The 22,102-nt window shown below is 45.1% G+C and carries 22 protein-coding genes; 5 read left to right on the top strand and 17 right to left on the bottom strand.

Going from position 1 to position 22,102, the window contains the following annotated elements; all coding sequences use genetic code 11:
* The first annotated feature begins 54 nt into the window (after positions 1-54).
* From AC3WTJ_RS23695 to AC3WTJ_RS23685, 3 genes are read left to right on the top strand one after another with little or no spacing between them, the layout of a single operon-like run.
* Positions 55-1,503 (top strand): spore germination protein, encoded by a 1,449-nt coding sequence (locus AC3WTJ_RS23695; protein ID WP_492523899.1) that lies wholly within the window; start codon positions 55-57, stop codon positions 1,501-1,503.
* Positions 1,500-2,672, top strand: coding sequence for a Ger(x)C family spore germination protein (locus AC3WTJ_RS23690; protein ID WP_492523898.1), 1,173 nt, complete (start codon positions 1,500-1,502; stop codon positions 2,670-2,672). Before AC3WTJ_RS23695 ends, AC3WTJ_RS23690 begins: the two co-directional genes overlap by 4 nt.
* Before the next feature lie 16 nt (positions 2,673-2,688).
* Positions 2,689-3,789: a GerAB/ArcD/ProY family transporter gene (locus tag AC3WTJ_RS23685; RefSeq protein WP_492523897.1), complete on the top strand. Its 1,101-nt coding sequence runs from the start codon at positions 2,689-2,691 to the stop codon at positions 3,787-3,789.
* 44 nt (positions 3,790-3,833) lie between these two features.
* Here AC3WTJ_RS23685 and AC3WTJ_RS23680 read toward each other — a convergent pair whose 3' ends face one another.
* From AC3WTJ_RS23680 to sigV, 8 genes are all read right to left on the bottom strand, one after another.
* A complete protein-coding gene (locus tag AC3WTJ_RS23680; RefSeq protein ID WP_492523896.1) occupies positions 3,834-4,745 on the bottom strand; it encodes an RNA polymerase sigma-70 factor in 912 nt (303 codons plus the stop codon).
* 219 nt (positions 4,746-4,964) lie between these two features.
* Positions 4,965-5,555 carry a DUF3892 domain-containing protein gene (locus AC3WTJ_RS23675; protein WP_492523895.1) on the bottom strand — a complete coding sequence of 197 codons (591 nt, stop codon included), beginning with the start codon at positions 5,553-5,555 and terminating at the stop codon, positions 4,965-4,967.
* Between the two features lie 77 nt (positions 5,556-5,632).
* Positions 5,633-6,478: an ABC transporter permease gene (locus tag AC3WTJ_RS23670; protein WP_492523894.1), complete on the bottom strand. Its 846-nt coding sequence runs from the start codon at positions 6,476-6,478 to the stop codon at positions 5,633-5,635.
* Entirely contained in the window at positions 6,462-7,265 is an 804-nt protein-coding gene (locus AC3WTJ_RS23665; protein WP_492523893.1) for an ABC transporter permease, read from the bottom strand. The genes AC3WTJ_RS23670 and AC3WTJ_RS23665 overlap by 17 nt, the downstream gene beginning before the upstream one ends.
* Positions 7,240-8,259 (bottom strand): ABC transporter ATP-binding protein, encoded by a 1,020-nt coding sequence (locus AC3WTJ_RS23660; RefSeq protein WP_492523892.1) that lies wholly within the window; start codon positions 8,257-8,259, stop codon positions 7,240-7,242. The genes AC3WTJ_RS23665 and AC3WTJ_RS23660 overlap by 26 nt, the downstream gene beginning before the upstream one ends.
* 229 nt (positions 8,260-8,488) lie before the next feature.
* Complete coding sequence (locus AC3WTJ_RS23655) at positions 8,489-8,746, bottom strand: hypothetical protein (RefSeq protein WP_492523891.1); 258 nt, start codon at positions 8,744-8,746, stop codon at positions 8,489-8,491.
* Positions 8,747-8,833: 87 nt separating this feature from the next.
* Positions 8,834-9,718, bottom strand: coding sequence for an anti-sigma-V factor RsiV (gene rsiV / locus AC3WTJ_RS23650; RefSeq protein ID WP_492523890.1), 885 nt, complete (start codon positions 9,716-9,718; stop codon positions 8,834-8,836).
* A gap of 1 nt (position 9,719) precedes the next feature.
* Positions 9,720-10,229 (bottom strand): RNA polymerase sigma factor SigV, encoded by a 510-nt coding sequence (sigV, locus tag AC3WTJ_RS23645; RefSeq protein ID WP_492523889.1) that lies wholly within the window; start codon positions 10,227-10,229, stop codon positions 9,720-9,722.
* Positions 10,230-10,425: 196 nt separating this feature from the next.
* On the opposite strand from sigV, the gene xerS reads away from it, so the two are divergent.
* A complete protein-coding gene (gene xerS / locus AC3WTJ_RS23640; protein ID WP_492523888.1) occupies positions 10,426-11,508 on the top strand; it encodes a tyrosine recombinase XerS in 1,083 nt (360 codons plus the stop codon).
* Between the two features lie 3 nt (positions 11,509-11,511).
* Here the strand turns inward: xerS and mgrA are convergent, their stop codons facing one another.
* The 9 genes from mgrA to AC3WTJ_RS23595 all read right to left on the bottom strand — a co-directional run bounded on the left by mgrA (position 11,512) and on the right by AC3WTJ_RS23595 (position 20,577).
* Entirely contained in the window at positions 11,512-12,501 is a 990-nt protein-coding gene (mgrA, locus tag AC3WTJ_RS23635; protein WP_407867700.1) for an L-glyceraldehyde 3-phosphate reductase, read from the bottom strand.
* A gap of 521 nt (positions 12,502-13,022) precedes the next feature.
* Complete coding sequence (locus tag AC3WTJ_RS23630) at positions 13,023-14,063, bottom strand: phosphotransferase enzyme family protein (RefSeq protein ID WP_492523887.1); 1,041 nt, start codon at positions 14,061-14,063, stop codon at positions 13,023-13,025.
* Between the two features lie 24 nt (positions 14,064-14,087).
* Positions 14,088-14,594 carry an ADP-heptose synthase gene (locus AC3WTJ_RS23625; protein ID WP_492523886.1) on the bottom strand — a complete coding sequence of 169 codons (507 nt, stop codon included), beginning with the start codon at positions 14,592-14,594 and terminating at the stop codon, positions 14,088-14,090.
* Between the two features lie 170 nt (positions 14,595-14,764).
* The gene (locus tag AC3WTJ_RS23620) at positions 14,765-15,358 is read right to left on the bottom strand and encodes a ribonuclease H-like YkuK family protein (protein ID WP_246239259.1); all 594 of its coding nucleotides are present in this window, start codon (positions 15,356-15,358) and stop codon (positions 14,765-14,767) included.
* Positions 15,359-15,466: 108 nt separating this feature from the next.
* Positions 15,467-16,420: a C40 family peptidase gene (locus AC3WTJ_RS23615; RefSeq protein WP_492523885.1), complete on the bottom strand. Its 954-nt coding sequence runs from the start codon at positions 16,418-16,420 to the stop codon at positions 15,467-15,469.
* Between the two features lie 148 nt (positions 16,421-16,568).
* The gene (locus tag AC3WTJ_RS23610) at positions 16,569-16,862 is read right to left on the bottom strand and encodes a hypothetical protein (RefSeq protein WP_492523884.1); all 294 of its coding nucleotides are present in this window, start codon (positions 16,860-16,862) and stop codon (positions 16,569-16,571) included.
* 70 nt (positions 16,863-16,932) lie between these two features.
* On the bottom strand, positions 16,933-19,236 hold the full coding sequence (locus AC3WTJ_RS23605) for a thiamine pyrophosphate-dependent enzyme (RefSeq protein ID WP_127450909.1): 2,304 nt from the start codon (positions 19,234-19,236) through the stop codon (positions 16,933-16,935).
* 35 nt (positions 19,237-19,271) lie between these two features.
* Complete coding sequence (locus tag AC3WTJ_RS23600; protein WP_127450910.1) at positions 19,272-20,282, bottom strand: 2-oxoacid:acceptor oxidoreductase family protein; 1,011 nt, start codon at positions 20,280-20,282, stop codon at positions 19,272-19,274.
* Between the two features lie 115 nt (positions 20,283-20,397).
* A complete protein-coding gene (locus AC3WTJ_RS23595; RefSeq protein WP_157321118.1) occupies positions 20,398-20,577 on the bottom strand; it encodes a hypothetical protein in 180 nt (59 codons plus the stop codon).
* Positions 20,578-20,802: 225 nt separating this feature from the next.
* Here AC3WTJ_RS23595 and AC3WTJ_RS23590 point away from each other — a divergent pair, with 225 nt between their 5' ends.
* Complete coding sequence (locus AC3WTJ_RS23590; protein WP_492523883.1) at positions 20,803-22,050, top strand: ATP-binding protein; 1,248 nt, start codon at positions 20,803-20,805, stop codon at positions 22,048-22,050.
* Positions 22,051-22,102 lie beyond the last annotated feature (52 nt).

The following is a 22,102-nucleotide window of genomic DNA, read 5'->3' as shown; positions in this document are numbered from 1 at the left end:
TAATACTTTGTTAATAATATCCATCATCTATGATGCATGGAGAGATGATCCTCGATGAGCGAAATAAGCAGGTCAATCGAAGTGAACGAAGCCTTTCTTAGAGATCAGTTCCGTGATTGCTCAGATATCGTTATACGATCTTTTATGTTAAAAGATGAAACCAAACTCATCTTCGTCTATTTAGACGGAATGACTCGTATGCAAAGTGTCGAAGATAACGTACTCAAACCGCTGATTTTCAACGGTCTCCCCCAAGGCATAGATCGGATTCAATCTCTCGCCGACATGCTTAGCCAGGAATGGATTCCTTTAACCGACGTCAAGACGGATTGTACGCTCGAAGATCTTGTCCAGCACATTCTGCAAGGCAGCTTAGGAATATTAGCAGATGATGCGGCAACCGCGCTAATTGCACAGGTGCAAGGATTTGAGACAAGAAGTATCCAAGAGCCAAGGAAAGAAGCAACATTACGAGGATCAAAAGAGGGCTTCGTCGAAAATATTCGCACGAATACAACGTTGATTCGGAGAAGAATTGTTCACTCACATTTGAAAATGGAATCTTTTACAGTTGGGACTTATACGCAGACCGAAGTTGTCCTAACCTATTTGAAAGGATTAGCAGATGAGAAAGTACTAACCGAGGTACGAGATAAGTTAAATGCCATTGAGCTTGAAGGCGTTCTCGATTCCGCTTATCTCGAGGAGTGCCTTGAGCATAACTCTTTCTCTATCTTCTCACAGATTCAGAATACGGAACGACCTGATATTGCGGCAGCAAGTCTTCTGGAGGGTAAAGTCGCGATTATAACGAATGGAACTCCCTTTGTCCTAATCCTTCCTATTACACTATGGTCAGGTCTTCAATCGGCGGATGACTATTTCGAGAGGTTCATCTTTGTTTTACTGACACGTATGATCCGATATATATTGACCTTCACCTCCTTTGCTTTGCCCGCAATATACGTCGCTTTGTCAACATTTCACCCCGAAATGATCCCAAGCTCGCTTATGATCGGGATTGCAACGGCAAGGGAGAACAGCCCTTTTCCTACCGTCATCGAAATATTCCTGATGATGTTTATTTTTGACGGCTTGCAAGAAGCAGGTGTACATCTGCCCAATCAACTCGGGCCCGTCGTCAGCATTATTGGTGCGTTGGTCATCGGACAAGCGGCGGTAGAAGCCGGAATTATTTCAACCCCGATTATCATCGTGATTTCATTGACCGGTGTCGCGGCATACACCATACCGAGGTACAGCGCCACGCTTCCCTTCCGTTTCATTAGATACCTCTTACTCTTTATATCCGGGTGGCTTGGTTTCGTCGGCTTCGCCTATGGCATAATCTTTTTACTGATTCATCTGGTGTCGCTTGAATCATTTGGAACCCCCTTCTTGAGCCCGATTGCTCCGTTTGACGCCAAACGGTTCAAAGATGTCATTATCCGCTTCCCTTTTAGATTCAAGAACGTTTTAAATAAGAAAGGCCGTCAAACATGATCCGTTTTGTTATCGTTATAAGCGCATCCCTCACCCTTCTATTATTTGCCTCAGCCTGCACCGATTTTGTAGAACCCAATCAATTGGCATTCGTGCTGGGCACTGCATTTGATCATGACAAGGATGGACAAATTGAAATCAGCCATCAGATTTGTATCCCTTCCCAGATCAATGGTTCATCCATAGGAGGAGGATCCGGAGATTCAGACGGCTACATTGTCATGACCGCCAAAGGCAGGGATATTCTTGATGCCAGCGAAAAAATACAAAAAAAATTGTCGCGGAGATTATTGACGAATCATCGTGTCATTATTGCGATTAGTGAAGAGTTTTTCAGTAAGAACGAGGTGGACAAGCTATTTGACGAACTCGGAAGAGATCCTGCCAACAATCAAAGAGATATTACCGTTATGATTAAAGGAAAAAGTGCGAAAGATTTCCTAATGTCCAAGCACCCCTTGGAGCATCTCTCTAGCATTGCCGCGGGAAAAGAACTGCACATCAATGGCATGAAGAGTTACTCCACCAGGCAATTCATTATCGACAGTAGTGCAGAGGAACACAGAACACTCGTCCCTATTCTGCAAATTCAAAATACGCAAGTAAGCAGAAATAAAAAGGATCCCATGGCCGTACTATCCGGTTACGCGGTTTTAAATAACAAGCTTAAAATAGGTGGGGTTTTGGATGATGTAGAGGGCAGTCAAACAGCCTGGATGTCCGGCAAAGACGGGGTACGCGTTCTGACCATTCCGTGGAAGGACGGCAAGGGGGAGCTATCCTTCCGATTAAGCCATCTAAAACGCGAAATTTCATCAGTTGGCGACGATGATCCCAGACAAGTTGTTTTAACAGTAAAAGCGCAAGCCTACTTGCTTGAAAACACCACTCAAATGGATATGTCCGAAGTAAGCAACCTGCTTGAAGTACAGAGACATTTGAATGATCAGCTTAGAGAAGAGTTACAGCCAACATTGAAAAAAGTTCAAAATTGGGGTCCTGACGTTTTCGGAATCGGTGCTTACCTGCACCGCCATTATCCAACATGGTGGAGAACGCATAAAGAGGATTGGGATGGCAACTTTAAACAACTCGATGTGACGATTCAAGCGAATGTCCAAATAAGATCTATCGGAGCAACCGGCGGGCAAATAAAACGAAGAAGCTAAAGAGGGTGAAGGCTGTATGAAAGTAAGTAGTTATCAGATGTTTTGGTTGGTTTGCATCTCTTCTATTATCGTACTTTCTTATCTTCCTCTCCATTTGGCCGCGGAGCAAGCTCACCAGGACTGTTGGATTTCTATCCTGCTTGGCGGCTTGCTAATGATGGCAATTACCTGGGTGATGCTCCGTGTTTGTATGCAAAATAAAGAAAAAACATTAGTGAGCTTTATGAAAGACCTCTTGGGTACTTTTTTGGGCAAAATTACTGTGATCGTCTATTTTCTTCTTTGGTTTTTACAAATGTCCACGATTGCAAAAGGGAATGCGGAATTTGTGAATTTAGTTTTGCTGCATAATACACCCACGATCATTATCTTGCTCTTTATGATATTTCTGATTTCATATGCCGTGTATAAGGGTGGGATTACGACCATCAGTCGATGCGCAGAGGTCATTGGCCCCATCTTCGTATTCATGTTGTTCTTGCAGTTGTTTCTCAATCCTCAGGACATGGATCCAACAAGAATATTTCCCGCCTATGTGGATTCAGGTTGGTTGCAAATACTAAAAGGCACTTTTTATTCGTACTGCTACATGGTGGATCCCTCCATCATATTGATGTTGTTCTTTTTCGCAGAGAACAAGCAAACAGCCGCGCGAGCCATCCTATGGGGAACAGGTATCTCGATGATCTGGGGTGTTTTAGCCGCGCTCGTTCTTTTATTCGTCGCCGGTCCCGATGTAGCTTCGCAATTATTAGTTCCTGTCTATTCACTCTCCAAGCTGGTATCCATTCTTAATTTCATTCAAAATATCGATGCTTTTTACATTCCGCTATGGTTATTCGGAGCTTTTATCAAGCTATCGATCTGCTTATTTATTATGAGTTACGGGTTGTCCGAGTGGACAGGCATCAAGAATTGGAAATACATTGCCTGCAGCATTGCGTTTATTTTACTGGCATTTGTCGTCTATAGCTCATACAATATTCGAATTTCTTATACGTTGAAGAACAAGTTTCTGATAAGTATCTTTTATCCGCTCGCGTACATTGCCATCCCTTTACTTTTGTGGTTGGTTGGCAGTTTGAAGAATCGGCGGCGCAAGGTGTCCGTTTCATAGATAAAAACTCCGAGCCCCGCTTCAAGGCAGGGACCGGAGTTTTTTTACAAGGAACTGGCTATATGTTTTAACTTATCTGGATTCAAAATGATGAAAATTCGCTGCACAGCCAGCTTATAGGCATCCCATTCAAAAGAAATGACGCCAGTTGGCACGCCATCTTTGGTTAACAATATTCCTTGTTGATCATTAACCTCGACGAGATGAGCGTCCGTTTCCGGAAATTTAGACGAAAGAGCCTGCAATATTTTAAGTACACGTTCTCTCAAGTAAACTGGCACAGCTGCAGCCGACACTTTCCCACCACCATCCGCAACCAAGATGACATCCTCTGTCAGTAAGTCCACGAGGGATTGAACGTTGCCGTTCGAAAGCGCAGAGATAAACCGCGTCACCAGTTCCTTTTCCTCAACGGGATGCATCTGTAAGTAATCATTTTTGTCTGTAGATATATCAACTTTTTTCTTAACCCGGCTATAAATTTTACGGCAATTCACTTCCGTTTTATTGAACATTTCGGCAATTTCGCTATGCTCATAGGCAAAAACTTCTCTTAAGATAAATACAGCTCGCTCCAGTGGGGTTAGTTTTTCCATCAGTACAAGAAAAGCGTAGGAAATCGTGTCATGACGTTCAATGCTATCGAGCGGATTATCCTCACTCAATTGGACCAATGGTTCCGGAAGCCAATTGCCTACGTAGCTAACACGTTTCTTTCGCGCCGATTTCAATTCATTCAAACACCGATTGATCATCATTTTGCTTAAATATGATTTCATATTATGGATATTATCATTCAGATAACCGTGCATGCCGATGAACAAATCTTGCACCATATCCTCAGCATCGGAGCTAGACCCAAGCATGCGGTAAGCTATTGCAAACAAATGAGACTTATAGGTTTTATACAAATCTTCGATGTTATGAAGTTGTGGGTCCATAGTATAACTTTGCATAATAGCCTCTTCTCTTTGATTTAAAATTTAATCTGTTTTAAGTATTATGAAACAAACCCAAATAAACCATTCTCTGTGAAAAAACTGCCCAGAACCATCCATTAATAAGACAACTGGCATGGAGTTTCTGTGACATCAGAAATGATATTTTTCGAGAAAAACCTTGAAAAAGTAAAAAAGCAGCTTGCTTGGCAGCAAACTGCTTGATGTCATCCCTTTTTAAAACCGGGGTAAATTCGATAAGTTGTTGCTTGGATCTCCATCCGGGTAAGACCTTAGCGTCTTTTCCCCTTCACGATTTCGCCCCGTATTCACATCTTCAATTAATCCAGCTTCCGTCATCGCTATTGCATCAGCAATATCCACGATTCGGCCATCTTGAAATTGCACGCTGCGAATGCCGCCGTCTCCATAATGAACAGCTTGAATAATCGCTTTATTCGGATCGATCGTATGAGGTCCTGCCCCGTACTGCGTTCCATCTCTCATAAACGTACCGTACTGCGTAGGTTGACCATTCGCTCCATACCCTGTGTATCCACCTTGGAACCCCACATTACGCGCGTCCGCGTGATTAATACCAGTATTTCGTTGACCATACGGGGCACTCATGTCGCCGGAAGAACCCGGAACAGGCATTCCGCCCTGATAGGTCTGGTACTGATATTGATCATTACGGGCTTGCGGCATAAAATTTTGTTGCATGTTTGGTTGATACGAAGACGTTGCTTGAAACGTTGGCTGCATCATACCGTTAGGTTGGCTTTGCATATTCGGATTCGGTACTGGACCGCGCCGGCGTCTTGACATTCTTATCGACTCCTTTGTTTTACGTAATATGTCTGCCACCTGAGTAGTATGCGCAGCTCATAAGCATGCTATGCTTTCTAACGTCTCAGTCCCATCATGTTACCGGATGAATACCTTCTTAACCCTCCATGAAATAGGCTTATGGCGACAACGCAAAGGAATAGAGCAATACCAATGGCAGCTAAAATAAACGGCAGATCGATATCGCGTAACAATCCAATCGGCAAGTAACTAATAAATCCCGCTGGCAGCACGGTGAATAGAACAATTTTACCTAAACCTTTAAAAATGCTGGTCGGATACGTTGTAAAAGTTAAAAGTGCATTATACAACTGCAAACTAAGTCCCTCCGTGCTGCCCAACCAGAAAGCAAGACAATTTACAATGACCGTGAAAAATATAAAAATCAGCGTCGACAATACCATCGCCAGTGTGAATTTAAGTAAACCAAACCCTGACTTATCTCCAAAAGCGGCGTAAATCAATAGGGCAAATAAGACATCACCAATGGCGCTAACCGACATCCGGCTAATGAGAACATGCAGCAGTACGGGCTTTGGCTGTGTTAAATAAATATCAAGCTGTCCGGTCGCAATCAGATTCGATATCCGGGTCGCATTGCCAAAGAATGTGGCCATCACCCCGAAACCTCCGGCTGCTACGGCCCACAGCATCATCACATCCTGCATCTCCCATCCATTCAACACATGGAATCGGCCAAAATAAATCCCCCAGAATACGATCCAAACCACATTATTAATGATCATCATGCCGGCGGTAAGCAGAAAACTCAAGCGAAATTCCATGGCTCCCGCCAGATTGAGCTTCCAGCATGCTAGAACAAATCGAAGTAATCGCTTAAACTTCCCGGGCTGCCCGTATTCGCTGATTGTTGGCAAACGTTTGCTATCCACCGTTAACATTGAGTTTTGTCACTCCTTTCCGATACACGAGAAAGACGATAACACCGATCACCAGCATCCAAATCAGCTGTGTGCAAATCGTTCCGCCCAAATTGGAGGCATCGAAAGCCACCGTTGTTTTGGCTGGGAGATAAACAATCGTTTGAAAGGGGAGCCAGCGGCCTACCTGCTGCAGCGCATCAGGGAATAGCTCAAGAGGCATCAGCATGCCGCCGATGGTAAATAGAAATTTATTGTACACAAATTCCAATCCCCGAGTCTCTTCCACCCAGAAAGCGCAAAGGGCTAATACCATGTTCAGTAAAAAATTGACCGTGAAACCGCAAAGCGCAATAAGCGGAAGCCATAACAACCCATAGCCGAAATGCGGCGGCCCAATGATTAATAGCCCCAAAATGGTACCAAGAAATGCGTTTACGATAAAACGTATGGCTGCTTCGCTCATGTATTCGACAAAGTGGAACACGACAAAATTGACCGGACGAACGAATTTAAACACGATGTCGCCGCTTTTCACTTCTTCTTCAACCCGCGTGCACAAGCTGGGACTAGCCAAAATCATCGATTCCGTAATGACCAGATACCACATAATTTGTTTAAAACTATAACCGGCAATGGTATCTGTGCCTTCCCCATGGAACGTCGTCTGCCACAACTGAAGGAAAATATATAAGATCAAAAGCAAAAAAATCGATCGAATAAGAAAATCAATCATATAGGCAAATTGGTTACGCAGTGTGATTTTGCCGATAAAAACATACTTAACCGATTTGCTCCAGGAGTTCATGTTCCGTCCCTCCCTTGCCATAGTCCCCGTACATGCGAGTAATGATATCCTCCATAGGCGGGTCTTCTACTGTGACGTCAACAATTCGGTGAGCCGCCATAATCTGAGATAAGGCTGTTTCAATCGTTGTTCGCCCCGTATCCACCGAGAGGGAGAGCCCCACGCCGTTTTTTTCCAGCAACGCCACGCCTTCGAGTTCCATCTCGCCTGGTTCGTCCTCCAGCACAAGGCGTACTGTCTTGTGAGTCATGAAGCGCTGCTTCATCACTTGAACGCGATCATCGAACACAATTCGTCCATGATTGATCACAATGGCTCTATCGCATAGCCGTTCGATGTCGCCGGCATCGTGAGAGGTTAGGAAGATCGTTGTCCCCTCTTCCCGCTTCAACTCCAGAATGAGCTCTCGGATACGCTGCTTCACAACCACGTCTAATCCGATCGTCGGTTCATCCAGGAAGAGCACTTGGGGACGGTGCAGCAAGGAAGCTGCGATTTCACAGCGCATCCTCTCGCCTAGAGACAGCTTACGAACGGTGGTCTGCAAGTAGGGACCAAGCTCGAACCGCTCGATCAGGTCGTCACGCCGCTTGATATAATCACTTCGCCGCAGCTCATAAATACGGCTCATCAGCTCAAAGGTATCGATCGGCGGCAGATGGTACCAGAGCTGCGATTTTTGGCCGAACACAGAGCCGATCTGATAACTAAGCTTGTTTCGCTCCTTCCAAGGACAACAGCCCAGTACTTCCGCCTCACCCGTGGAGGGATGCAGGATCCCGGTCAGCATCTTGATCGTCGTTGACTTCCCCGCTCCGTTCGGGCCGAGGAAGGCTAGCGTTTCTCCTCTAGCAGCAGAGAACGTAATGCCTTCAACGGCTACTTTCTCGGTGTATTGCGGCCTAATGAGCGCCTTAACACTGCCGATGAATCCCTCTTCTTTCTTCTTCATTCGAAATGACTTCCCTAACTGCTGAACACGTATCGACTCCATCAGGGCCACCGTCCTTTCATTCACTAAAGCAAAAAAGACCTCTCGGTCCGTTTCGCCTATGCAGGCGGAACTTTCCGAAGGTCTTTTATCCCTTACGGTGTAACACGTCTTCATCCGTGTCGGCTTCGCTTGGTTCGCCATCCGTGTGGATTCGGATCCCTAGAAGCCCTTCCGTTTATTTTCCACATCTTAACACACCATGTCATGTACAGACAATACCTTTTTTCAATTAATTCCCAGATTGTTCAAGGGAATCAAGCTCCTTTTTGAGGGTAGCCGATTTCTCCTGTGCATCCTTTATTTGAGACTGCAGCTGCTGAATCTCCTGCTCCGCCTCCGAGAGTGCAGCCGCGGTAGCCTGGGAGTGAAGCTCTTGAGCTACCTGCAGGGTTTGTTCAGCAGCTTGCTCCGCCTTTTGGGCAAACTGTTTAATTTGTTCAATGTTTTGGTTATTGTCATCTTGACCTTGTTGATTTTGTTGTGACATAAAAGAACCCCCAGCTCGAATTTTCCATACACGATTAATTTTAGTAAAATGAGCCGATCTTATTCCTCTCATCCATAGCAGCTTGAATTATCGAAGATATTCCTCTTTGCTGACCAGAAGATCGGATATCACACCAGTTGGAATGATGAATTCAGGAACGCCCATATAACCTGGCGCAACCTCATACTTTTGAAACGAAATCACAAGTTGACCGTCCGAATTAATGTAAAAGTTTTGATCTTTTTTTATAGACTTGAAGATTTCGCTCATCTGTACCGGTGCCGGAGAGCCATCCACCCAATATACTTTTCCCTGATCCGATTTCATCTGCTCCGTCATTTGCGACTTAATATTCTCGCTGATCACCTCGATATAACGCTCATCCTTGAACAAGCTGGGCAGCGTAATGAGAATCTCTTTCTTCTTATCAATCGTGTCGAATTGAAACGTGGTCGACGATGATCCCACCATGTTTACCACGTATCTTCCCACAGACAAAATGCGATCGTTATCGGTCTTCACGACATAACCGCTATTTACGCCCAAATGCCCTCCGCTGCCAGCTGCTTTCATGCTATCCATTTCCACCATGAAATCTTGATACTGCTTTTTCGCTTCTTCCTGATATTTTTGATTCAGCGATTCCTGAAGTTCCTTATTTTTCATGTCCGTAATCACTGGCACTTCCAATTTGGCTTCATAAGTCTGGTCTTTAAACATATATTCTTTAAACGTGAGCACCTTGATCAAATTCCCCACCAGCGGCACTTCCGACAATGCATGAGCAAAAGATGGACTTGTGTTGATACCAGCGACAAAAATAATCGCCGCGGCAGCAGCAGCTGTCAACCATTTGAGACTTCTCTTTTTCTTCGTATGACGTTGGATGGCTTTCGATACGATAGAATCAAGCTCTTTGGGAATCGGGACATCCATATATTGTTGTTTCATTTCTTCTAATTTCCTATCCATCTTAGAGTGCCTCCTCTGGATTGTCATCGGTCATACGAATACGGAGCAGCCGCAGGGCTTGATATAATCGGGTTTTGATCGTTGAAATATTTTCGCTCAGCACTTCGGCAATTTCGTCGATTTTCAAATCCTCAAAATATCTAAGGGTAATCACGCTGCGATACATAGTTGGCAGTTCATCCAGCGCTGTCTCCAGATCCAAATTGGCATACACGTCTTCACTGCCAGAGTCCATGGCTTCCAGCATCGTTTCGTCCACGACCTGCATGTTTTTGTGCTTCCGTAAGAAATCCAGCGAAGTGTTCACAACAATACGATAAAACCAACTCTTCATCGACGCTGTATTTTTCAGCGATACCGCCGAGGCAAACGCTTTATGGATCGCTTCTTGAACAATATCAAGCGCGTCTTCCTGATTTTTCACATAACTGTATGCCAAACGGTAAACGTGATCTTTATGTTCCGTTATACAGGTAATTAACAATTTCTCCAGATTGGGTTGTAGGCTCATGAGTGTAAAAACGCTCCTTTTAATACGCGCGTATTATGTGTCTTCTATGAGGTAGGACGTATAAGTGCGTCATAAAGTTTGGATCTAGCTATCATAACATAGGGTGTGAAGCCTCAGAGCCATCCTTCTTCTACCAATTTCCCTCCCTCACTGCTATACTTACAACATGCATACGTTAAAGAGGTGACTAGAGCCTATGAACATTATTAAAGTCAAAGACCGCCAAGAGTTAGAGAAAAGAATCCCCACCATGCCCTGGTATATAGAGAAATTTATTAATTATAAGCTGCCTGATCTCTCACCCTCCTCTTTGCTGGAGTACGTGCGCGATTACGAAATTTTCTTATCCTGGATGCTGGCCGAAGGATTAAGCACGGCGCCATCAATCAATCAAGTGCCTATCGAAGATTTAGAGGTATTACATATGGACAGCGTCGATAATTTCCGGATGTTCCTTGCTGTTCGGAGAGAACATGCGAATGTCAAGACGACGGTGAACCGGAAGCTTTCCGCACTTCGATCCCTGTTCCATTATTTAAGCCAAATTGCCGAAGATGAGAATTTCTACCCGCTGCTGAAGCGAAATGTCATGGCTAAAGTGGAAATTAAGCGGTCTCACAGGCCCAAGGATAGTGCCGCCAAGCTCGAAGGGAAGCTGCTGCAGGAAGAGGAAATTGCCCAGTTCATCGACTATGTCCAGAATGGGTACGAGCATGATGTGGCATCCAACAAGCAGGCTATCTACTCTTATGAACGTAACAAAATTAGAGATATATGCATCATTACTTTAATTTTGAATTCCGGTTTGCGCGTATCCGAAGTGTTTAATCTGAATGTCGATGATATCGATCTGAAGAAGAAGTTAACGCATGTCTACCGCAAAGGTAAAAATGATGATACGTTCAAAACGCCTGTCTACTTCCGTCAGGATGCCATTGAGGCGCTAACGGATTATCTAGCTATTCGGCAGACCCAATATAAGCCGCTAAAAAAAGAAAAAGCCCTCTTCCTTGCCATTGCGAATGGCAAAAAAGAAGGCGTTCGTATGACCAAACGTGCCATACAAGAACTCGTTATCAAATATGCGAAGCGTTTTGGCAAACCTTATCTGTCCGTTCATAAGCTGCGGCATTCATTCGCTACAGATTACTACTTGCAGAACGATTTATACAAAACACAAGAGCAGCTTGGACACGCTTCGCCGGAAACGACGCAAATTTACGCGCATCTGACCGACCGGACCATGTCCGAAGCGATTGATAAACGATTGGAATCCTGAAGCTTACTTCAGGATTTTTTCAATTTGTTCCAGCTCTTCCGGAGCGAACTCCAGGTTTTTCAAAGCTGCAACGTTTTCTTCGATCTGGGATACACGGCTTGCGCCGATCAACGCTGAAGTAACACGTCCGCCGCGCAGCACCCAAGCCAGCGACATTTGCGCCAAACTTTGTCCACGGCTAGCAGCCAGCTCGTTCAACTGAATAATTTGATTCAACTTCTCTTCTGTAATGTCCTTCGTGTTCAGGAATTGGCTTTTCCCGCCTGCGCGTGAATCACTTGGTACTCCGCTCACATATTTATTCGTCAGCAAGCCTTGAGCAAGCGGACAGAACGCGATGCTGCCCACGCCGAATTCATCCAGCACATCCTGCAGGCCACCTTCGATCCAACGGTTCAGCATGCTGTAAGAAGGTTGGTGGATCAGCAGAGGAGTGCCAAGCCCTTTCAGAATGGTCACCGCTTCTCTCGTTTGTTCAGCCGTGTAGTTGGAAAGACCAACGTACAAAGCTTTACCTTGACGAACAATTTGATCAAGTGCGCCCATTGTTTCTTCGAAAGGCGTGTTCGGATCAGGTCTGTGTGAGTAGAAAATGTCTACATAATCAAGGCCCATGCGTTTCAAGCTTTGATCCAGGGAAGAAATTAGATTCTTCTTGGAACCCCACTCCCCGTATGGTCCTTCCCACATGTGGTAACCAGCTTTTGTGGAGATGATCATCTCATCCCGGTATGCGCCAAGATCGCTTTTCAATACTTTGCCGAACATTTCTTCAGCCGAACCTGGAGGCGGGCCGTAGTTATTAGCCAAATCGAAGTGTGTAATCCCCAAGTCAAAAGAACGAAGCAGCATAGCTCGTCCATTCTCGTGAATATCCAATCCCCCGAAATTATGCCATAGACCTAATGAAATCGCTGGCAGTTTAAGTCCGGATTTTCCGGAACGATTATATTTCATTTCTGCATAACGTGTTGAGCTTGCTTGATAAACCATGTGAGTCCTCCTTCAAAATGTCCATAGAAAGCTTACGTTGTAAGTATCTATTAAAGTTTCACCAAAGTTTGGTTTCTTAGTACAGTATAGGCGAACGCTGGCAACAAAAAAAGAACTGAAAAAAACGTGTCTTACTTACCTTTAGGTTAGTAGGCTCTCTCAGACTCGTTCCCGGCAACAAAAAAACTGCCGAGTCGCCTCGACAGTTTCAGGACTTACTTGCATTTACCGCAACCACAACCGCATTTCCCTTTGCCTTTTGGTTTATAGACCTCTTTGTTCATAAGCAGCGCTTTCGACTTCGCAGTTCCTCGAATTCCCGCACAGCGTAAACAGTCTGCGATACATTGATTCCGGCCAACTACAAACAAACGTGTACAGACATTCGTACAAAAACGGCCGCAATTTGGTATTGCACGTACATTTCCCAGATAAGCACCTTTTGGCATACCACCAGCACCACCTTTTCCTTTGGTACTATAAGGTATTCCCGCAATGATGCTTACGGTTGTACAGTTCCTCTAGTCTAATTGCTTATTTTGTATAGAACGTACAAGTTCCATGCTATGCTCCTGCAGCCATTTTGTCTTATCAAATGTATTCTGGATAATATCAATCAGCACACCTTGCGGATCAACACCATCCGCATATCGTCCCAGGAAGTGAATAAATACATCCAGCCTCCGCAGCTCAATCAATAACGGCAGCACTTGAATTTCCGCTTCTTTTAACTGGGCGAATTGTTGGTAGCCTTGATAGAATGCGTCACAATTTCGCTTCAACTCCGCTTTCGGCAGCGCAGGATCAATCAAATCGGACAAGCAGACCGCAATTTCCATAACCCGAAGATCGCGCGTAATAAATTCAAAGTCCAGAACGGAGGTAATGTGACCTTCCTCATCCACCAGCATGTTGGAACCGTTAATATCGCCATGCACAAGTTGATGAGGCAGTTTACGCAAGGAGGGAATCGCTTGATATAACGCGGAAAATCGTTCAAAAATATATAGGAGCTCCTCACGCTGCGCGAAAAACGGTTCCGGTGGATGCAGACAGAATTCGCGGATCGCATCCGGCGTGCAGCGGGGATGAATATTTTCAATCTCGTAGTAAGGTGGGTAAACAGGCTTCAAATCGACAGCTATCGTTCCCAAAACAGCAGATAACTGACCAACAGCCTCTCCATAATGTAGCAATTGTTGAGCATTCACCCACGTGGGATTTATCCCGTCCGTATAGGTGAATAAAGCCGCGAGTTTTCCTTGGCTATCATCCAGCTGTACAACCGTTCCACCGTCCGGCAGTTCGATCGGCACTGGAATTCGGTAAGGTAGTTGATTTTTTCGTTTGTTCAAAGCAAGCAGAATGCGATGCTCAAAAATAATTTTATCGATATCGCGATGAGTTTCGTACAACCGCAGTACATAGGAAGTGCCTCCTACATCAACAAATCTTGTTGTATTATTCATGCCGCCCGCACCTACACGGATCGTCCAATTTTGACCAGGAAACCAGTATGCAGGCAATAAGGCCAATTGCTCCTCAAAATCTTTAACTCGCATAATTGTATTCACCAGCTCCTTTCACTAAACTTGATTGTCGCCTTCCACCGCGAATTCGAAGTCTTCTACATCAAACGCTTGAACAGGAATTTCGGCTTGAATCAGCCTCTCGATCAGATCAAACTGATCTGTTAAAATGGGGGCTTGCTCCTTCATTGAACTGAGGATTAACTCCGTTTCAATCGGATCAAAATGCTCACCATAAGCCTCTGTATCGATGGCTAACACAACCATTAAGGTGACGTGCTCATTGATCGGCAGCGGCGGGCTTTTCCGCCATGGTGCAACAAGTGCTTTTTCAATTTTTTTCTTATTAAATGATTCTTCGAAGAAGGCGATCAACTCGCCAATCATTTGTTTGACGAAACCGTCATCCTCTTCCTCCAGCATGATCGGCTCGCTGCCTGCTTGTAATTCATATAACTCTTGAATGCTTGTATAAGGGATTATATAGGTAACCGGCTGGCCTGGCAGCATTAATTGGCCATGCACAGCGAGCATAACGGCTTCTATGATAAATGTTTTGCTCATAACTTATCCGTCTCCTCTCTCTAAGGGTGTGTCAGCATTTATTTCGCTAATAAGCTTTGAAAACCCTTTTTTCACTGGACATTTTAACCTGGAGATTAAGTTGAGAGAACAAAAAACCGCCAGCTCAAATGATCGCAGAGATCATCTAGAACTAACGGTTCAATCTTCTCTTATAAACTGCCATCCTTTACCTCACGATCTTCATACAAGGGAAGATAAGGTTTCTTAGAGAACCTGTTCGCATAAGCCGATGCCACATAACAATCCGGTTTAATGACAGGCACCATGCCGACAGACTCTACCCGCCGCACCATCTCTTGGACGTATTTGGCCGTCCTGTTCTTATTCTCATCATCACCTGCATCAATATGGATGTACATATCGAAAGAGGCTCCTTGGTACAGATGAGGAAGAACAATATTTTCCATATCCTCTCGTTTAGCCTCGTCAAAGTACGTCGCGATCTCTTCACTGAGTGCCGTTTCCATCGAAAGCTTTTCCTTAATGGAATGCAAAGCCCGATGGACAATCACTTGACGATAGCATGCCCACGCTCCTTTTCCAAGCCGCTGAATCACTACACCTGTGATGAATTTGGTGTGGCCTGAGTGCACCTGACAATCCGTTCCAATGATAAACTTGTAGGTACCTGCCGGCTCAAGACGCATGAAATGCAGGATCCTCTCATGAACCGTATCCAAGTTCAGTCCTCTTTCCGTCGTGTTCCGAAATTCCAGTGGGTGATTTGCTCTCGAAGGTTTCAAAGATAAGGTTCTTCCTTTCTCCTTAGAATCAGGAAGAAGCGGATGCTGGCCAGCTGCATCCGCCCCTATCTATAGTATATAGCAAAACTCCAATGATCGAACCATCACTTATCGTAAAACACTTCCGCCATACAAAAAGCGGTTCTCCCATTGCTTGCCATCGATCGTATCGACACGAACACCGCCGGATTCAACGGAGTACGTATGCAGGATAGTTCCATTCCCCAGGTAAAGCCCTACATGGGTAATCGGCTCTTTGAACGGATCGACACCATCGTAATCAGAAGGTTTGCTTCCTTTATAGGAGCTGAAGAACATCAAATCTCCACGCTTTAATTTCGTCCAATCCGTACTAACAGGACCTAAAGATCGCACGAAAGTGCCTTGTGCAGCGGAATCACTTGGAACCGAGAGGCGAAGCGCATCCCAGAACATCGTTTGTACGAAATCAGAGCAGTCAAACGTAGTAGGATCATTTCGAACGGAACCAAACTCATAAGGTGTGCCTAAGTAAGCATTGCCTGCTGAAATCACCGCTTCAATCTCATCCGCAAGTGGCCTATTCGGAACGATCACGGAGAAATCAGTGACCATATATTTGCTGCCTGTGCTTACGTAGCCGCTTGTCCCGTTCGCATCCACAATTTTGTACCAGCTGTCATTAATCTTATCCGTAATTAAAACTTCTTCACCTTTATTAAGCATGCGAATCACTTTGGAGCCACTATCTGATGAAGGAAGCGTACGAAAGTTAACGCCATAAATGATTGCTGCATTGCTGACAATTTTTATGTACTTGCTGTTTGTCGATACATAGCCGCTCACGCCTTGAGCATCCTTGACTTTGTACCAATTGGTTGTCACATAATCCGTTACCGTGACGATTTCATTCGTTTTCAGCAAGCGGATCACATTGCTTGACGTGCTCGGCTGATCTCGAAAACTTACCCCAGATACGATCTGTGCTTTCGTCGAAGCACCTGCATTTGCTGAAATCGCTGCCGGTAAAACAAAAGTAAGCGCCAAAACAATCAAGCTAACAACCAACGACCATTTTTTCATCGCCTCAACCTCACTTCATGATGTCATATTTTACTTACATATCCTTATTATAGTTTCATGGGCTGAAGAGCGAATATAGGCGAAAGGTTGCGATTTTTGTCGTTTTTATGTAAACGTCGCATGGCTGCATACCTATTGACGGCAAGGTTTAATTTTCCAATTTTTGAACTTCGGATTTTCTTGTTGGAAGCCAACAGATCGAGAGGTTAGGGTCATTTTTCAATTTCACGTTGCAGAGTTTCATTTCCCCTTCTTCAAGCTCGATCACCTGCCAATCTTCCGGTACAACTCCCGTTATGGAAAGGAGAAATTCCCGTGAAAGCTCATTCGCCTCCTCCTGCTCCGGCCAAAATTTCACACCATAGTAAGCCAATCCGTAATGATTGACCAGCATACAGGTGAAGAGCTGCTCAGTGTTTTTATTTTGTAATACATACGGCATTTGATCTTCCTCCATTAAAAAGGCACATTCACCGCAACAGGGTGAACGTGCCTCGTTCATATGATTGCTATTACAAATAAGCGTTCTCGTGTTTTGCTTTTAAACGATTCCACCGGCGTTCAACTTCGACTTCGAAAGATTTGAGCGAGCCCTCATATTCCGGCTTCGTCATATGTTTCGTTTTCCCCATCGTCTTAAGCCAATCCGATAAAGGAATTTTCTTGTTTTTATCTTCGGGGTTATACGTGATGCTCGTAATGCCGTGTTCTACTTCATACAGCGGGAAGAAACAGGAATCTACCGCAGCGCCTACAATGTTGGATCCCTCCTGGTCGTCAGACAGCCAGTTGAGCGGGCAAGCAATCAGGATCTTCCCATACACAAGGCCCTCATTCTGAGCGTACCATTGTGCTTTCGCCGCCTTTTTCACGAGATCTTGCGGATACGCTTCTGATCCTGTGAAGACATATGGGATATGCGTAGCCGCCATAATTTGCGCCGTATCTTTATGGTGGAACACTTTCCCGCCTTGGTGCTTCCCAACGTTCGATGTCGACGTGCGATGCCCCATCGGCGTTGAATAGGACAGCTGCGCGCCTGTATTCATATAACCCTCGTTATCATACTCGAGGATAATCATTTTATGATTGCGCAGCGCAGCGCCAATGGCCGGCCCCATGCCGATATCCATGCCGCCATCGCCTGTAATCATGACGAAGGTGAAATCGTCCTTCAATCCCAAATGATCGAGTTCTCCACGGCGCTTGCGCTCCCAGAACATCTCCACAACCCCTGACAGCGTTGCGGCGCCGTTCTGGAACAGGTTATGAATATACGTCGCTTTATGAGCCGAGTATGGGTAACCTGTCGTGACAACCATCGCACAGCCTGTGTGGAAGATCGAAACGATATCGCCTTCGATTCCCTTGAAGAACAGCTCTAAGCCCGAGAAAATGCCGCAGCCCGGACAGGCGCCATGGCCTGGAGCAATCCGCTTCGGTTTCTTGGTTAGAGCGCGCAGTGGCGGGATCCGAACATTCAGCTTGCCGGAAGCCTCATCCGGTGTTACAGTAATGAGCCCCGTCTTCAAATCCTCATATTTCATCGGTGTCAGTACCCGCTTCGGCGCTTTCGCCGGATCACCTGGCGTGTGGCCGTAGTAATCGAAGGGCACTTCCACCTTGCCGTTTTGCACAGCGTCAATGGCAAATTGGAACAGGTTATGCCCGTCTTCGGCATAAAAGTCCTTGCCACCTAAGCCGTATATTCGGCTTATGACAAGCGTATCTCTGTTCCCGTGCGTGAACAGCGCCGCTTTAATTTCGTTGACCATATTGCCGCCATGGCCGCCATAGGAATCCGCGCGATCGCCGACCGTGATCGCCTTCACATGCTGCAAAGCTTCGGCAATTTGCTTGGCAGGGAAAGGACGGATCATATTCGGTGCGATGGATCCGGCTTTAATGCCCTTTTCGCGGAGTTGGTCGACGACGTCCTTGATGATTTCGGAAGCCGAATTCATCAGGAACACCGCGACTTCCGCGTCCTCCATCCGATACAGCTCAAGAATCGGATAGTCACGGCCTGTCAATTCGGCATATTCCTGCCGAATGCGATCATACACCTCTTCGGCATTGTACATCGCCATAGATTGCTGGTAACAGTTATTAATGTAATCCGGTTCATTCATATAAGGGCCAACCGTGATCGGGTTATTCCGATCTAACGTATCAGGGAAACCTTGCGGCTTCTCGCCGATAAATGCATGCACGTCTTCACGATTTGCGAACGTTTGCACTCTGCGTTTCTGGTGGGACGTGAAGTACCCGTCCGAGGCTACCAGAACCGGCAAGCGCACCGCTGGATCTTCAGCCAATTTCAAAGCGAGAATATTCATATCGTAAACCGCTTGCGGATCACGGCACATCACAATCGGCCATCCCGTATTTAAGGCATAATACAGATCCGAATGATCCCCGTGGATGTTCAAGGGACCGGAGACAGATCTACATACCAAGTTCATCACCATGGGAAAGCGTGTGCCGGACTGCACCGGCATTTGTTCCAACATATACAAATAACCGTTGGCGCTAGTCGCGTTAAATACGCGGCCGCCAGCAGTTGAGGCTCCATAACATATACCTGCAGATCCATGCTCTCCGTCTGCCGGAATGAGCACAATATCATGTTGTCCGTTGGACTTCATCAGATCCAGGAATTGGGCCACTTCCGTCGATGGAGAAATCGGAAAATATCCCATAATGTGATAATTGATTTGATGGGCTGCATAAGCCGCCATCTCGTTGCCTGACTCATATACAATGCGTTGTTCAACCTTGGCCTGCCCTAATTCCTTCTTAATATCAATGGACATAACGAGTAGTTCCACCCTTCTCCCATAAATACTCTCTAAGAGTTTATAGCTAGATTGAAGCGATGTGGCATACGGTGAATATCGGCATAACCGTCTTCTTCCCGCTCATCAGTGAGCGCTTCGGTCGGACAAGCCTGTACACATTTAAGGCAACCTTTACAGTATTGATAATCAATGCCCTGCAAAAACATCTGCGGACGCCCTTTTTTGTCAGGGAGCTCATCCCACACAAAACAGAAATCCGGGCAAGCGTTATCGCAAGAAGCACAGTGAATGCATTTATCTTCATGGAAATGCGGCATCATGCCCGCGCGTGAAATGCTTAAATCCTTTAGAATGCTGTTCCCAGGATTAGAAATTACTCCGCCGATCGTCTGCGTTTCGTATCCGAGTACCGGGGTATCGAAGCGCACGAAATCAGGCATTGTCTCCCCTTCTGGAAGCGCATACGTTTGGAACTTAACTTCGTTGTATCCGCGGTCGAACGTTCGTAAGGCTGGTGCAACAGCCTGCGGATACTTCTTCTCTAATGATTTCCGAATAACACCTCTCATAACATCCGGATCAAGGAAATCACATAACCGGAACAAGGCGCCAAGCATCGCCATGTTTACACGATTTTTCTCCTCCAACGAAATGCCGATGGCATCGATAACCGCAATCGTGCCGCCTCTTAGCTTCATCTTTTCCTTGAGTTCATCAGGCGTTTTCGTTGAGTTTACTAATACTGTACTGTCTTCATAAATGCCACTGATAACGTTTACAGTTTTGGAAAGCGATTCGTGAAAAACACCTACAACATGCGGTCGTTCTACAGGCGAAGTATCCCGTATTTTCGTATCCATGTCACAAAACCTGATGTGCGCTTTCACTGCCGATCCTTTCTTCTCCGAACCATAAGAAGAAAAACTAACCCCGTTCAATCCCACCCCGACTACGCCCGCTTCCGCCAGCATTTTGCCAGCTAGATTAGCGCCGAGACCGCCGATGGATTCCAGTCTTATCTCGAAAAATCCGAGATCGTTCAATTTAGGTAAAGTTACCATGCAAGGTCTCCTTTCAAAAATGAACAGCATAAAGAATAAATAGTATGAATAGTAAATCTACTTACATTGTAACAAGAAATTGCTGCTAATCAACCTTTTTTTAGACAAAGCCTTTTTAGAGCAAATAATCGATAATAAGGCCGCATTTTCCCAAATAGTAACTTGTTTCTTCTAGCCTCTCACTCTCTGTTTCAGATTCAAGCTTCCCGACATGCTCACACTCGTCACAAACGTTCAAATAATCTTCGTCAATCGGATTAAAGACAACACCGCAAACCTGTGAGCACGCCCGCATCCTCATCTCTCCTCGTTTTCAAATCCCATGAATTTGTAAACGCTTGCATTGATGTTAACTCCTATTATACAGCGCTTAATAGCGTAAACACCATAAGTCTTTATTAAATCTTTAGCAAATCTTTAGCATCCAAAATGGACCCTTTCTCTTGATAAGGTCTAATTCTGTGAGATAATGTAGAAATAGCTAAGATAATGTCGTACACATGGAAAGGATGGCAATCGTTTGCTCCATTCAATCATTTCCCATGAACTGCATGGTCTCTTCTACCTCATGAGCGCTACATTAATCCATCAGGTTCTCACACCTTTATTCATCTACAAAGAGCAGCACCGCAAACTGTTATTTGGTATCCTGCTCATCATTCTACTTATCTTTTATTGGAATTATGAAGATATTGATCCCTTCATCTATTCGCTTCACTTTCTCCCTTTGAGTTTAACAACGGTCATTCTGTTTGCTGGATTTATTCCTGCTGCAATGACTTGGATCAGTTTTAATATAGGCTGTATCTTCGTGCTTCATTACTATTGGCAGCCAGCATTGCTAAGCAGCGCTTTTATCTTGCTTGGCAGTTATTATATTAGAAAAAAAGTTAATCAGCTTAATCTTAAGTACAAATTAACATACGCATTGGCCTTACTGGTTGTGTACGAAGTATTGTATGCACTGCTTGCGTCTTACATACAATCTTACTTTTCTATGTATGTTCTATACACCATATTGTTTACTTTTATTTCACTACTGCTCATTACTTTTTTAATTTTCCATATGAAGAAACATGAATTACATAGACAACGCATTATTGCTATTGAGAAAGACCGCATGATTGGTCAATTGGCTGCTACGATCTCTCATGAAATTCGCAATCCATTAACCTCCATTCGGGGGTTCCTGCAGTTGTTAGATCAGAAGGAGCTGCCACTCCATGATCAGAAGAGATATATTGAGCTAGCGCTATCCGGTGTAGACCAGGCGAATACCATCATCAATGACTATTTGAACTATGCCAAGCCTTCCAACGGGTTGCAGGAGCAGCTGGATATTAAGGAGGAATTGGAAGCCACGCTTCGATTCATTACTCCACTGGCTAGCGATCATCGGGTTAACATCGAAATTATTCATGAAACCGATGACCCCCTGTTCATCCTGGGTGAGTCCAAGAAGCTTCGGCAGTGTTTGATGAATTTGGTCAAAAATGCCATTGAGTCCATGCCCGATGGTGGTCACATTGTACTGCGCACCTGCAAGCTGCCGGACGGTGTTCAAATTTCCATTACCGATACAGGGGTTGGGATGAGCAAGTCACAATTAGATTCACTAGGAATGCCGTTTTATACAACCAAAGAACAAGGAACCGGACTTGGGCTTGTCGTCGTTATGAGTATCATCAAAATGATGAACGGGAAAATTTCCTTCAGCAGCGTTTTAAACCAGGGGACACAATGCTCGATCCTTTTCCAGCAAAAATAGAAACCAAGTCCCTCCATTTAACAAGGATGATGATCTGTGTTATTCTGTTAAG

It is taken from the genome of Paenibacillus sp. FW101-FHT12H11, assembly GCF_058790355.1.
The sequence above is the reverse complement of the archived record's forward strand: the minus strand, read 5'-3'. Positions and strand labels throughout refer to the sequence as shown.

What these genes read in the sequence shown, in the direction of transcription:
- AC3WTJ_RS23695 (WP_492523899.1), top strand. Translation starts at nt 55, where the DNA reads ATGAGCGAAATAAGCAGGTCAATCGAAGTGAACGAAGCCTTTCTTAGA.
- AC3WTJ_RS23690 (WP_492523898.1), top strand. Translation starts at nt 1,500, where the DNA reads ATGATCCGTTTTGTTATCGTTATAAGCGCATCCCTCACCCTTCTATTA.
- AC3WTJ_RS23685 (WP_492523897.1), top strand. Translation starts at nt 2,689, where the DNA reads ATGAAAGTAAGTAGTTATCAGATGTTTTGGTTGGTTTGCATCTCTTCT.
- AC3WTJ_RS23680 (WP_492523896.1), bottom strand. Translation starts at nt 4,745, where the DNA reads ATGCAAAGTTATACTATGGACCCACAACTTCATAACATCGAAGATTTG.
- AC3WTJ_RS23675 (WP_492523895.1), bottom strand. Translation starts at nt 5,555, where the DNA reads ATGTCAAGACGCCGGCGCGGTCCAGTACCGAATCCGAATATGCAAAGC.
- AC3WTJ_RS23670 (WP_492523894.1), bottom strand. Translation starts at nt 6,478, where the DNA reads ATGTTAACGGTGGATAGCAAACGTTTGCCAACAATCAGCGAATACGGG.
- AC3WTJ_RS23665 (WP_492523893.1), bottom strand. Translation starts at nt 7,265, where the DNA reads ATGAACTCCTGGAGCAAATCGGTTAAGTATGTTTTTATCGGCAAAATC.
- AC3WTJ_RS23660 (WP_492523892.1), bottom strand. Translation starts at nt 8,259, where the DNA reads ATGGAGTCGATACGTGTTCAGCAGTTAGGGAAGTCATTTCGAATGAAG.
- AC3WTJ_RS23655 (WP_492523891.1), bottom strand. Translation starts at nt 8,746, where the DNA reads ATGTCACAACAAAATCAACAAGGTCAAGATGACAATAACCAAAACATT.
- rsiV (WP_492523890.1), bottom strand. Translation starts at nt 9,718, where the DNA reads ATGGATAGGAAATTAGAAGAAATGAAACAACAATATATGGATGTCCCG.
- sigV (WP_492523889.1), bottom strand. Translation starts at nt 10,229, where the DNA reads ATGAGCCTACAACCCAATCTGGAGAAATTGTTAATTACCTGTATAACG.
- xerS (WP_492523888.1), top strand. Translation starts at nt 10,426, where the DNA reads ATGAACATTATTAAAGTCAAAGACCGCCAAGAGTTAGAGAAAAGAATC.
- mgrA (WP_407867700.1), bottom strand. Translation starts at nt 12,501, where the DNA reads ATGGTTTATCAAGCAAGCTCAACACGTTATGCAGAAATGAAATATAAT.
- AC3WTJ_RS23630 (WP_492523887.1), bottom strand. Translation starts at nt 14,063, where the DNA reads ATGCGAGTTAAAGATTTTGAGGAGCAATTGGCCTTATTGCCTGCATAC.
- AC3WTJ_RS23625 (WP_492523886.1), bottom strand. Translation starts at nt 14,594, where the DNA reads ATGAGCAAAACATTTATCATAGAAGCCGTTATGCTCGCTGTGCATGGC.
- AC3WTJ_RS23615 (WP_492523885.1), bottom strand. Translation starts at nt 16,420, where the DNA reads ATGAAAAAATGGTCGTTGGTTGTTAGCTTGATTGTTTTGGCGCTTACT.
- AC3WTJ_RS23610 (WP_492523884.1), bottom strand. Translation starts at nt 16,862, where the DNA reads ATGCCGTATGTATTACAAAATAAAAACACTGAGCAGCTCTTCACCTGT.
- AC3WTJ_RS23605 (WP_127450909.1), bottom strand. Translation starts at nt 19,236, where the DNA reads ATGTCCATTGATATTAAGAAGGAATTAGGGCAGGCCAAGGTTGAACAA.
- AC3WTJ_RS23600 (WP_127450910.1), bottom strand. Translation starts at nt 20,282, where the DNA reads ATGGTAACTTTACCTAAATTGAACGATCTCGGATTTTTCGAGATAAGA.
- AC3WTJ_RS23595 (WP_157321118.1), bottom strand. Translation starts at nt 20,577, where the DNA reads ATGCGGGCGTGCTCACAGGTTTGCGGTGTTGTCTTTAATCCGATTGAC.